The organism is Bradyrhizobium sp. CCGB12, assembly GCF_024199845.1.
Taxonomy (GTDB): Bacteria; Pseudomonadota; Alphaproteobacteria; order Rhizobiales; family Xanthobacteraceae; genus Bradyrhizobium.
Genome location: NZ_JANADO010000001.1, coordinates 5,398,073 through 5,410,687, shown reverse-complemented (window position 1 = coordinate 5,410,687; position 12,615 = coordinate 5,398,073). Strand labels below are relative to the sequence as shown.

General features: G+C 57.6%; 9 protein-coding genes and 1 pseudogene. 7 read left to right on the top strand and 3 right to left on the bottom strand.

What is annotated here, in order from left to right:
* Positions 1-1,423 precede the first annotated feature (1,423 nt).
* Genes NLM27_RS25095 through NLM27_RS25085 form a run of 3 tightly spaced genes read right to left on the bottom strand, consistent with a single transcriptional unit; the run spans position 1,424 to position 5,013 of the window.
* Positions 1,424-3,031, bottom strand: a complete 1,608-nt coding sequence (locus tag NLM27_RS25095; RefSeq protein ID WP_254145880.1) for an acyl-CoA carboxylase subunit beta — start codon at positions 3,029-3,031, stop codon at positions 1,424-1,426.
* Position 3,032: 1 nt separating this feature from the next.
* Positions 3,033-3,536: a biotin/lipoyl-containing protein gene (locus tag NLM27_RS25090; protein ID WP_254145879.1), complete on the bottom strand. Its 504-nt coding sequence runs from the start codon at positions 3,534-3,536 to the stop codon at positions 3,033-3,035.
* A 1-nt stretch (position 3,537) separates the two neighbouring features.
* A complete protein-coding gene (locus NLM27_RS25085) occupies positions 3,538-5,013 on the bottom strand; it encodes an acetyl/propionyl/methylcrotonyl-CoA carboxylase subunit alpha (RefSeq protein ID WP_254145878.1) in 1,476 nt (491 codons plus the stop codon).
* A gap of 1,425 nt (positions 5,014-6,438) precedes the next feature.
* On the opposite strand from NLM27_RS25085, the gene NLM27_RS25080 reads away from it, so the two are divergent.
* The 7 genes and pseudogenes from NLM27_RS25080 to NLM27_RS25050 all read left to right on the top strand — a co-directional run bounded on the left by NLM27_RS25080 (position 6,439) and on the right by NLM27_RS25050 (position 12,490).
* On the top strand, positions 6,439-6,645 hold the full coding sequence (locus NLM27_RS25080) for a cold-shock protein (RefSeq protein WP_254145877.1): 207 nt from the start codon (positions 6,439-6,441) through the stop codon (positions 6,643-6,645).
* A 292-nt stretch (positions 6,646-6,937) separates the two neighbouring features.
* Positions 6,938-7,138: a transposase gene (locus tag NLM27_RS25075; RefSeq protein WP_254145876.1), complete on the top strand. Its 201-nt coding sequence runs from the start codon at positions 6,938-6,940 to the stop codon at positions 7,136-7,138.
* Between the two features lie 286 nt (positions 7,139-7,424).
* Positions 7,425-7,571, top strand: coding sequence for a transposase (locus NLM27_RS25070; RefSeq protein WP_254145875.1), 147 nt, complete (start codon positions 7,425-7,427; stop codon positions 7,569-7,571).
* Positions 7,572-7,794: 223 nt separating this feature from the next.
* A complete protein-coding gene (locus tag NLM27_RS25065) occupies positions 7,795-7,929 on the top strand; it encodes a transposase (protein WP_256570330.1) in 135 nt (44 codons plus the stop codon).
* A 457-nt stretch (positions 7,930-8,386) separates the two neighbouring features.
* Complete coding sequence (locus NLM27_RS25060) at positions 8,387-11,044, top strand: PAS domain S-box protein (RefSeq protein ID WP_254145874.1); 2,658 nt, start codon at positions 8,387-8,389, stop codon at positions 11,042-11,044.
* A 539-nt stretch (positions 11,045-11,583) separates the two neighbouring features.
* A pseudogene (locus NLM27_RS25055) lies at positions 11,584-11,804 on the top strand (IS256 family transposase); the annotation flags it as partial.
* Between the two features lie 266 nt (positions 11,805-12,070).
* The gene (locus tag NLM27_RS25050; protein WP_254145873.1) at positions 12,071-12,490 is read left to right on the top strand and encodes an HPP family protein; all 420 of its coding nucleotides are present in this window, start codon (positions 12,071-12,073) and stop codon (positions 12,488-12,490) included.
* Positions 12,491-12,615 lie beyond the last annotated feature (125 nt).

Genomic DNA, 12,615 nt, shown 5'->3' with positions numbered 1-12,615 from the left:
ACAACCTGACGCAACGTACGCTTCAAGTCCTCCGATGCCGTTCCAACGGTTTATTTTACCGGATGGACGTTTTACAGACGCTAACCGCGAACGGGTAGCTAGATTACCTGCATTGGCAGTCGGGAGAGCTAAGCGGCCTCGCTGTATTGAAGAATGGTCGTTCCCTGCCGATCACTCCGATCAGCCGACCTCGGGCATAGCACCGGAACGAACAATGCTTGCGCTTTGCGTCGAGGTCAGAACGAGAAGCGATGAGCACCTGCGGCGGAGATGAACCTGGTTTCCACTTGGGAGGCGGTGCGATCGATTCGTTCACCGACCCAGGCTGAAGATTCGAGTTGGCATTGGCGCTGCGTTTGAAGTGACCGCGAATAAGCTGTGCCGAGCCGCGAGATCCCACCATCGCCTTTGAGTTTCACTTGGCGGTAGTAGCTCGGCTCGCCTAACGACGATCTTAGTCTGGTCTCGGCAAGAGCCATCATGCGGCGGCGCGCTGCCGATGGCGGACAGAGGGACCTAATCGCGCCATAGGCGCGTCAATATTGTCTCAGTGCGAGTGATTGTAAGGCCGGCCTTTTCGAGAGCATCCAAGATCTTGCCTGCAACCACTCGCGGGCTGCCCCGGCACTCTTTGCTCAGGTCAACCGATAGTGCGCCGGCGATGAGCGCAAGCGCTTTGTCGTGCAACGCGCAGTCGTAATCGGTATACTCGCCGCAAGCGCTACAGGCGATCACCGGCCGGCCAGTCCAAGGGTCGTGCAAGGCAGTCTGATGCCATTTATCTGCGTGGCATTTCGGGCACAGCATAGACGTGGTTTCCCCGGCGGCTGAGCTCGCCCGATGTGGCAATCAGCTGGACGACTGCTTAGCGGCGCTACGTCCGCTGAAGCATTGAGATTGAAAAAGAATCTTTCAGGCTCTAGAACGAGCAACGATCGCGACGAGCGCGGTAGAAGCCCAAGGACGTAAAAAGCCGTTTCTCCCATTGAGATGCTCGTGAGCAACCAGCGCGAGCTAGACAAGTACGGTGGATCAGAACGCGCGCTCGATGAAAAAGTCCATCGACGCTCAGTTGGATTATTGTCATTGAACCGGATCTGCCGCTTCACCGCCCCTCCGTGTCAAAGTGGTCGCACAAAGCCAACTCAAGTTCCCCGCTGAGAAATTCGAGCGGGCGCTCGCTCTTGTCGTCGAGCAGAGCGCAACGCTATGCTTGCCCCCGTGATGAGGGCAGCTCGCGAACCAAGTCCTCGGATTATAGCGCGACGGTGTTTTGAACTTTCGATGACGTGAGGTCTACATTCGTGAGTACCGGAGCGCAGCGCTTTGGCTGCGCGCGTTTCGGAACGAGAATGCCAGTCCGGCTCTGATGTAGCGGAGAAACATCGTTCCTTCATCTGATCTTGATCTCTGGTGCCCACCGCTACATTCTAAAGACGCCGTAATGAGGTGCCTCGATCGGCGCATTGAGTGAGGCGCTAAGAACCATAGCAAGAGCGTTCCTTGTGTCCACTGGATCAAGAATTCCGTCATCCCATATTTCGGATGTCGCATAGTAGGCGTTCGACCGCTCTCGATACTCTTCCACTATCGGCTCGCGAATGGCCGCCAGCTGCTCTTCCGAAAGGCGCCGACCGTGGCGCGCTAATTGCTTTGCCTTGACATGTGTTAGCACGCCCACCGCCTGTTCAGCGCCCATTGCTGAGATCTGTGACTGCGGCCAAGAAAATAGAAAGCGTGGATCGAAAGCTCGTCCTGCCATAGCGTAGGTACCGGCTCCGTGGGAACTGTTACAAACGAGCGTGAATTTGGGCACAGACGCTCCAGCGACGGCCATGATCAATTTAGCGCCGTCCTTGGTTATGCCGCGTCTTTCGTAATCGCGGCCAACCATGAAGCCGGTGACGTTCTGCAGGAAGAGGAGGGGTGTTCGGTTCTTGTCGCACAACTGAATGAAATGAGCACCTTTCAGTGCGCTTTCACTCAGGAGCACACCATTGTTCGCCAGGACACCAATTTGATAGCCATGCAGCTGTGCAAAGCCGCACACCAGAGTGTCGCCATAGCACGCCTTGTATTCGTGGAATCGACTGCCATCGACCAGGCGAGCGATGACCTCTCGCATCTCGAGTTGCAGGCGTGGATCCCTTGGAAGGATGCCATAGAGTTCTGACGCGTCATAGGCGGGGGCCTCCGGAGCGGCCCGATTGATCAGGGTCTTTGCAGGCTGATCGAAACGAGCAACGATATCCCGCGTGATAGCAATCGCATGTGCCTCGCACGTTGCGGAATAGTCGCAGGTCCCGGACACGCTGGTGTGTACGTGACCGCCGCCAAGCTCTTCGGCAGAAACTACCGCGCCAGTGGCAGCCTTGACGACTGGAGGGCCGCCGAGAAAAATCGCTCCCGTACCCTCGACGATGATGTTGTAGTCACTGAGTGCCGGAACGTACGCGCCGCCTGCGGTGCAATGACCCATTGCGATAGCGACCTGCGGCACTCCCATTTTGGACAGTATGGACTGGTTCCGAAAGATTCGCCCGGCATGATACTTATCTGCAAAGAACTCCGCTTGCATCGGTAGGAAGCCGCCGGCGCAATCGCACAAATGAATCACGGGCAGACGATTTTCAATCGCTATATCCAAAGCTCGCACGATCTTCTTGACCGAATGCGGATACCAGGCCCCGCCTTTCACACTGGGGTCATCCGCGTGAACAATGACCTCACGGCCCGCAACGATTCCTAGGCCGACGACTTGGGCCGCACCCGGCACCTCACCGTCGTATGCCCTGTTGCCAGCCAATGTCGAAAGTTCCAGGAACGGCGTATCAGGATCGAGCAATGTCTCAATGCGATCGCGAACGAACATCTTTTTCTGCTGATGCAGCCGCTCGATCTCTCGCGCCGGCCGGTCGAAGCGGATGGCATGCTGGAGTGCCTTCAACTCGGATGCAAGACGCATATTGTGAAGTTCGTTGAGCCTAAACTCCTCCGATCGTGGGTCTACCTGAGAGGCGATCCGCTGCATTCTAGAGTCCTTCCTCTAAAAGGCTAACCAGTACGGCGTCACGCTCGAAGCTTTCACCTTCTTTGAAGTGAATGCGGCTGACAACGCCGTCCTTTGGAGCGCGTATGGTGGTTTCCAACTTCATGCTCTCGATGGTCATCAACGCCGTGCCGGCCGACACGGATTGCCCCGGCGAAACGGCGATCGTAAGCACGATCCCAGGAATTGGCGCCCGGGCCATCAGATGATTGGCTTCCCGGCTTGCCGAAGCGAAAGCTCGCATCGGATCACGATAACGCAAACTGCGCGCCAGCCCGCGCATATGCAAATGGATTGTCTCACCATCGATGACGAACCTGACTGGCTCGCGTTCGCCGGCGATAGTGAGAGTACCGCGACGCTCCGATTGGCGGGAGAATCTCAGTGAGGCAAGCACCCCATTATCCATGCTAAGGCGATATCCCTCTGCGCAGCGTACGAGCCACAATGGATAGTCTATTCCATCGACCTCAAAGTGGTGTTTCAACTCAATTTCTCCAGCTGCCTAGCGCTGCGTGAAGCTCTGGCACGGCATCTGCCGAGTCACGGACCGGTCTTGTCAGCAGCGCGGCCGCCGCCAAGAAGGCCGGTAGTGCGGATTCGGCGTCGCCCTCGGCAAGAAAAGGATTTTCGTCCAGATATCCGGTATGAACTTGGCCGCGCAGAAATCCGTCGTCCGCTAGGATGCGCGCCAGGGTGCTCGCGTTCGTTTCGCAACCAAGAAGAATCAGTTCGCGCATAGCGCGACATGCCTTCTGCGCAGCTTCGATGCGCGTGGGCGAATGCACGATAATCTTCGCCAGCATAGGATCGAACGCTGTCGTAATTCGTTGGCCTTCCAAGATGCCACTGTCGATCCGCACGTCGTCGCCATCCGGGTATTCGAGCATAAGTATCCTGCCGGTTGTGGGGGCATACGCGCGTTGCGGCGCTTCCGCACACAGTCGGACCTCGATCGCATGCCCATTTTGCAAGATGTCGGATTGCGTAAATCCGAGTTGACAACCAGCGGCAGCATAGATCTGTTCTGCAACAAGATCGATGCCGGTGGTCATCTCGGTCACTGCATGCTCGACCTGTAGGCGGGTGTTCATCTCTAGAAAATAGAAATTTGCTCCATCGAAAATAAACTCGACAGTTCCGGCATTACGATAATTGGCGGCACGCGCGATTCCGACGGCGGCGTCGCATAATCGTTGACGCATCTCTAAAGACAGTGCCGGCGATGGCGTCTCCTCGATGAGTTTTTGGAATCGCCGCTGGATCGAGCACTCGCGCTCGAAAAGATGAACCACGTGTCCAAACTCGTCGCCGAGCACCTGAATTTCAAGATGACGTGGGTGTTCGACATATCGTTCGACGTAGAGTCGACCGTCTCCGAAGTAACGCTGAGCCTCACTGCGAGCTTGTGCAATCGCGTCCTCCAGCGAATTGAGATCGCGCACAATCCGCATGCCCTTGCCTCCGCCGCCTGCCGAAGGCTTGACGAGCAAAGGGGCTCCAACTGCTCGTGCCCGGGATAAGAATGTCCCGGGGTCGTCCTCTTCTACGGTGCTAGGAGCGACCGGGAATCCGTTCCGCTGGACAAAGTTGCGAGCTCGAATCTTATCGCCCATCAGTTCCATGCTATCGGGAGTCGGACCGACAAACGTAATGCCGGCCCGGATCACCGCGCGGGCGAACTCTGCATTCTCCGATAAAAAGCCGTAGCCAGGATGAAGGGCGCCAGCACGCGCTTTGTGAGTAGCAGCGATGATCTGCGCGATATCGAGATAGGCCGCAATGGGGGTAAGCCCGCTAATGCGGATAGCGGTGTCGGCCATGGACACGGCGAGAGTGTCCGCATCGATCTCGTGGTATACGAGTGCAGAGCGAAGCCCGAGCTTGCGCAAGGTCTTGATGATACGTACAGCAATCTCGCCCCGATTGGCGATCAAGACTGTATCAAAGGGCAATCGCTTCATTTTCCAGATCGTTTGTCAAAACAATGTTCATCAGCGCCTCGTTCGTGAGCCTGCAAGGCTGTCGTAAGGCGTGACGGCGCGAGCCCAGGGGGCACAGACTTGGCAGAGTTAGATTGTTTCGGCGCTGATGTGACTTGGGGTACTCCGGCTGACCGACTTGACCGGCGCTATTGCAAGTCGTCGCATGGCGAAGCTCGCTCGAACTGCCGATAGCCATCGAAGTCCGATTACAGGTCGGTGCGTCTGGCCACATGGTGAAACCATCTGGGCAAGCGCGCGCTTCTGTTCTGTGTTTCATTGGCATGGTGATGCTTCCTCTGTAATCAGCAGGATAGATTGCTGAAAGATGGTCTCTTCTCACCATCGCCAAAACTGTGGGGGACAAGCGAACCCTGATTGCCAAAGTTGGAATTGTGCCATGCGTGTCGGAGAAGGGTCCTGGGCGATAGCAACTGGCGATAGCCTTGCCCGACCGCGGGCTGAAGCATTTGACGAGACTCGCTCGTTCCGGGCGCGTGAAACCAGAGTGCCGATGGGAATCGAGGGTGCGACGGAGTTTCTATTAGCGTGTTCGAGGACACACCGGGGGGGCGCAATGTGAGCGCAAGATCGTGAGACATTCCCAATTCTCGTTGGCCGTAAGCGCTTGATCGCTAGACACCGTCGTCACCTGCGTTAGGACCCTACAATCTGACGCCACGTGCGATTCAAGCTTTATGTCGAGACTCGCACATTTTGGGAACGATGGGGTGAAGGCGGACAGACCAGGCTCATCTTGGTTGCCGCTGAGAGGCGTCGGGCTCGAGCCCTTGCTACGCGGCTTCCTGAATGCCTCGCCATCGCGGGAAGTCATCGACACACGACGACAAATGAGGCTGCATTGTGAAAGTCGGCCTACGTGATCGTACGTAGTGCATGTGTCGCATTTTCTTGATCTATCAGAAGCATGTTCGTCTGCATGAAAGAGAAAAAAACATTCTGCGACGCCCAACACTGGCGACGTCGTGCGGAAGCGACGCGGACCAAAGCTGCTTCCCTTGACAGCGAAAGATCCAGAGACAGGCTCATGAGGGTCGCCGAGGAATACGAGAGGCTGGCCCGATTAGCGGAGGGGCGGCAGGGGAGTGATGACGACGTAGAGTGTTGATCGCTGCGTTTGGCATGGCGTTCGAGAAAAGTCCTATTCGGCCGAACGCCATGTCCCGGCCCATTTGCGAACGAATGCACCGCGGCGATCTAAAGTGTTCCGATGAGTGATGGGTTAATCAAGCCATATTGTCATGGTTGGTACAGCCTCGCGTTTTCCGTTGCGGTGGAGCGAGCGTGGCTGTACCAAGTGAGCGTCGGCGTTTAGTCATCGGCTCGCCGTCACGCCGAGCGAACAATCATGTTCGCCGCAGCGAAGTGTTTTGAGGAGCGACTGAAGTGGCGATGGGAACTGTGAAGTGGTTCAACGCGATCAAGGGCTATGGATTCATTAAGCCCGACGAAGACGGTCCTGACGTGTTCGTGCACATGTCTGCGCTCAAGAAAGCGGGACTGACCGAGCTGCCGGAAGGACGCAAGATCAGCTACGAACCAGTGACCGGACGCTCTGGCAAAACATCAGCCGAAGACCTGCGCATTAGTTAAGCTCTGCTGTCGTGCTGCCTCGATAGGGACGCGCGCATGGGGGCATGCGCCCGCGCTGCGGTGGCAAGCCGTAGCTAGGATTCAACTGCCATCCCCGTGCGGCGCCGCGTGATTGGCGCCGAAGACGTGAAGACTATCCCTCTGAGACGGTTGCCGGAAAACCTGAGCCTGATCACGATCGGCGCGAAGGTACAGCGCCCGTCAAGCGTGGCGCCGGCGAGCGCGGCTTGAACGCCCAACTCCTCTGTAAGTTTGAACAGCTGCCGCTGGTCGCGGACCACCGCTTGCTAGCTTGACCGGCGGGGCCTACAGAGAGAAGAACGCCGAGCGCCTCGCCCTCAGCGATGGCGACCGCGACAGGGCCTCCGAGACGCGCGCCGGCGCGGGCAAGCTGCGCATCCCCAAGCCGCGCAAGGGAAGCGACTTCCCGGGTTTCCTGGAGCTGTGCCGAATCTCCGAGACGGCGCTGACCGCCGGGATCCAGGAAGCCTAGTCGTAGGGTGGCGCGCGACCCGCTCTTAGACGATCTGATGCTGACGATGAGAATGAGCGGGATCTCCAAGAGCCAGGTGAGTCGGCTAGAAGAGATCGAGAAGATGAAAACCTTCCTAGCGCCGCGCGATCGAGCGCGACCGGCCCTATTTATGGCTCGATGCCAGCTACGTGAAGGTACGCCAAAATGGCCATATCGTTTCGGTTGCGATTATCATCGCGGCCGGCGAGAACAGGATGCCCGGCACGATAATCTGCTCGGGGACATGGCCTCCTCCAAGGCCTAGATGTTCTGGACGGCACTCTTGCGCAAGCTCGCCTGCCGCGGCCTGCGCGGCATCAAGCTCAAAATCTCGGTTGCTCACGAAGGTAACAAGGTGGCGGTCGCCAAGGTGCTCAACGCCAGCTGGGAGCGCTGCCGCGGGGGCCGTTGAAGAAGTGGTTGCGCAACCCATTGGGCATGACGGCAAAGTTGGGCGGCGTGTCGTCCGGCCTTCATCGCGACGCGCCATAACTCAGGACGGTACGGACGTGGCGCAGCCGCAATGGCGGCGTATCGCCAACCAGCTGCGTCCCCGAAGCTCGCGGCGTTCCTCTCGATGAGGCTGAGTCCGACGCCCTGGCCTACATGAGCTTCCCGGCCGCGCACCGGCCAAGCTGCCCTCGGCCAATCCGCTCGAACGGGTCAACGGCGAGATCAAGCAGCGGACCGACCTGGTCGGCATCCTTCGTAACGAGGACGCCATCGCCCGCCTGGTCGGCGGCATCCTACTCGAAAAGAACGATGAATGAGCGGTCCAGCGTGGCTGCTACATGACGGTGGAAACGGTCGCGCCGTCGAGCGATGATCCCGCCGTCAGATTGCTGCCAATCGCCAGCTGACCGATTTGGCCCATGCCGGATGAACCGTGGCGACCGAAACTCAGCTACACCACGCCACGGGGCACGATCTCCATTGCAACTGGCTTCGAGCTTTCTGCCGGCTCCGCGGCAATCCGGACTGACCGGCGTTGCCATCGAGGAGAAAGGCGCTCAAACCGCGAGACCAGGGTTTGATTTTCGATATGAGCATTCGATGTTAGTGTTTTAAAACAACTATACGAAGGTATGGAATACGACATTTTGCGACTGTGCTCAGTTCAGCAACCGATCTCCAAACCGCTCACGAGTGCCTGTCGGAGTCGAACAAATTGCTGTATTTTGTCTGAATTGATGATCACTCTCGCTATAAGGCCAGAAGGCGACAAGCATGTTTTACCAGCTCGCCACGTTGGGACGTTCAGCCACTCAGTTTGTCTTCGGTGGTATTACGCTTGCGGTGGTGACGCTGGCTTCCATGTACATTCACAGTCCGTTCGCAGCCACGGCGTTCGCCTGCCTGGTGGTGATCTTGTTGTTTTCGCTGATGGGCAGCTTCATCGCATCATTGGCGCTTTCCATCGCCTCCGTCGCTGCTTTAGTCTACGTGTTCACGTTGCCCACGATCAGTCTCCGGATCGATGACCACCCGGACCTTTTGGTGGTTGTCGCATTCTTTAGTGCCTCAATTGTCGGAACGCACCTGATCGGAAGTGTCCGCCACGAACTGGAAGCTGCGCGTGAGATCGCAGCCAAGTTACGGCACAGCGTGGCCGATCTGCATAATCGAGAGAAACTGTGGCGCGCAATCTTTGAGCATAATCCGGCTATGTACTTCATGGTCGATGAAGCTGGTACGGTCCTGAACGTCAATACTTTCGGCGCGAGTCAACTCGGCTATACGCCTGCAGAACTAGTTGGCCGATCCGTGCTGAATGTCTTCCTGGGAGACGATCGTGAGGTCGCCCGCGAACGCATCGGGGAGTGTCTTACAGATATCGCGCAATTGCGTACCTGGGACATCCAGAAGGTCAGAAAAGACGGCTCGGTGTTGTGGGTGCGCGAAAGCGCCAAGGCCATGCTGGGCGCCGACGACAAGCCACTCGTCCTGATCGCCTGCGAAGATATCACCGAGCAAAAGCGAACCGAACTTGCTCTGCAGCGGAGCGAAGCTCATTTGGCTCAGGCACAGGAATTAAGCCGCACTGGCAGCTTCGGCTGGAACCTCGCTGGCGAGGTCTTTTGGTCGAAGGAGACGTTTCGGATTTTCCAGTACGATCCGGAAACGAAACCGACACCGCAGCACGTCCTTGATCGCACTCACCCAGAAGATAGAGCATCCGTCCAGGATACTCTGGATCGAGCGTCTCGAGGCGAGGATTTCGAACACGAATACCGATTGCTGATGCCGGATGGGTCGGTAAAGCACATTCACGCGCTGGCACGGGCCACGAGAAACGCGTCTGGTGTTATGGAATTTGTCGGGGCGGCGACGGACATCACGGCAGCAAAGCAGACGGAACAGCAACTGCGTCGCAGCGAAGCATATCTGGCCGACGCGCAGCAGCTCAGTCGCACAGGCACTTGGTCCTGGGACTGTCAGGGTCGCTGTTTTGCTTATCGCTCCGCCGAGGTCAGTCGTCTCTTTGGCTTTGATCCGGACGAGCTCGTGTCGCTTGAGGCCATCCGAGCGCGCATCCATCCGGATGACCTGCCGCTGCAGCAGGAAGTGCAGCGTCAGGCTATCGAACAGAAAAAAGGGAACTTCGAGTACGATTTCCGAATCCGTCTTCCCGATGGCACGATAAGGCACATACACTCAGTTGCGCACGCTGTGGTGGGAAGCGACGGCTCGACCGTCGAACTCATCGGAACGCATATGGATGTCACCGAGCAACACGCAGCCAGGGAACGGTTGGAAAACACTCTTGCTGCGCTACGTGAGAGCGAGCAGCGCTTTCGTGACTATGCCGAAACTGCTTCCGACGGGCTCTGGGAGACCGGGCCGGACCACGTGGTCACCCTCATATCAGAACACGCAAGCGCTGCGGGCGACTTGGCCACAGGGCATCATCTCGGCCTGCCTCGCTGGGAAATTGCGTGCGACGTCGAAGAAGAACCCGAGAAATGGCAGCAGCATCGGGCCATTCTAGATGCACACCTCCCATTTCGCGATCTGATCTATCGCGCCGTGAACAGCAGCGGATCTGCGATCTACGTCCGGACGAGCGGCAAGCCGTTTTTTGATGTAAGCGGCAAGTTTCTCGGCTACCGCGGCGTCAGCAGCGACATTACCGCGAAGATACGAGCAGATCAGGCCGAACAAGAACTGCGGAAGGCACAGGCGGATCTTGCACATGTGACGCGCGTGACGACGCTGGGAGAACTAGCAGCCTCCATCGCCCACGAAGTAAACCAGCCGCTCGCGGCCATTGTCAATAACGCGGATGCCTGCCTCGGCTGGATTGGGCGCGAAACTCCCGATGTGTCCGCCGCGCGCAGATCGCTGGGGTGGATCATCGACGACGCTATACGGGCAAGCGACGTGATCCGCCGGGTCCGCACACTTGCGAAGAAAGGTGATGTCGAGATGGTACCGCTCGATATCAATGACGTCATTAACGAGGCCATCGCGCTGTTGACACGTGAGCTGTTGAATCACCACGTGACTATGCGTACCGAGATGGCGCCGGCACTTCCCACGATCCTCGGCGACCGGGTTCAGCTGCAACAAGTGATCATTAATCTGGTGATGAATGGAATCGAGGCCATGCAAGCAGTTAATGACAGGACGCGCGAACTGGTGATTCAGTCATCCCGGGACAATATGGGGCGCGTGGAGCTCAGCGTGACTGATTGCGGCGTCGGGATTGGTGAGGATGTTAGTGTCCGGATCTTAGATCCCTTTTTCACCACCAAATCGAGCGGCCTTGGCATGGGTCTCGCGATCTGTCGTTCGATCGTAGAAGCTCATGGAGGTTGCCTATCAATCGACCGCAAGCAAGTGCCGGGCGCGACTTTTCGATTTGCCCTGCCGGTGGTGTCGTGATCGGAAAATCAGACGTGCGTGAACCTTCAAGTCCTTATCTGAGACCTTAAGCCCGCGCGAGCAGGCAGTGTTAAAGCTGGTCGGCTGCCGGTCCAATGGACAGGTAATCAGCCGCGAGTTCGGACTCGCGGAGCTGGGCATCACAACAAATTCAGGGGCGTTCCGGGCATCCCTGAAGGCTTCGCCCGGCTCTATGTTTCTGCAGTTGCGCAGTAGCCGGTTCACAGAGGCCGCTCGGCAGCGCTCTGCACGATTTTCCAGCCATATGAGCGCTGGCCTGTCTAACCTGCATTGTGAGAAGGTCGACATTCGCGACAGCAAAGGCCTCGGACCACTTAAACTTATAAAGCAGCGGCCGGGAGACGCGTCGCCAATCAACTTGCAACAGGTGGGGGACTTCTACTCTGGAATTGTCCTCGTCGGCGCGCGATCAAACTCGCTCGCGCTCCAGACGCCCACAGAGCCTCTCAAATGTCCCCGGCATCTCGCTTGCCGCCGATCGCGAATCGCACAAGAACGGAACGAGTCAATTCGGACTGTTTCAAGGGCCCCGCGTCCACTTCATGCGGAACCCGGCGCATGCCGGCAAAGGCGGAAGGTGCCTCGTCTCCGCTTTCATCGCCACTGGAATCGCCAGGATGATGCCGAAGCGGGCAGGACACAGTGGCGCAAGAGTCGCCGACCAGCTCCGTCCAAACTACCAAAACTTGCCGCCTTCCTGGATGAAGCCGAGGCTGATGTGCTCGCCTACATGAGCTTCTCTGCTCCGCTCGCTGAAGCTGTACTAGATTCCCGACCGAATATATTCCGCGTGCTTGAGGTCTGTTGGGAAATGCGATCTTCCTGAGAAGCCGGGTTTTGGGCGAACGGACCACTCATTGCTTGACGCAGCGATCAGTTCGCATGCCAAGTGTTGCTTGTTGTTGCCCCGTGAGCTTTGACATAGGTCAATCTCGTTGCCGCAAAGTATGCTAGAATTTTACCTAGAACGAAAGCGGCGGCGGGGCCGGAACCGAGGCGTAGGCCGTGTACAAGTTCGTCGAGAAAATAGTTGGCGATTATATGACACGTAGGCCGAGGACGGTCAGGCGCGACACGACGATGCGCGAGCTCGGCGAGCTTTTCAAAACCGAAGACTTCAACGCTTATCCGGCCACGGATGGCAGGCAGGTGCTCGGCGTAGTCTCAAAGCTCGACTACCTGTCCTGCTTTGACTTCTCAGCCACGCGCATGATTCCGCGATACCCCGATCTGATGCAGCGCACGGTAGCCGATCTACTGACCTCCGAATTCATCTATGTTGCCCCGGACACTCGGCTGACGCGGGTACTTGGCTTGATGGTCAATCATCGTCTTAGGAGCATGCCGGTGCTCGATGCTAATCAGCGGCTCGCCGGCATTATTTCCCGCGAAAACGTCATGCACGCCGTACGGGATTGCGCGTAAGCGGCGAAGTCCTGATCAAAGCCGTCTGAACGTCGGGGTTAGCTCACCTTCATCCGGTGAAAACTCAATTGCGGCAAGTCAAATTCAGCCATTCACCAAACCTCGATGCGTTCAGATAGGATCTA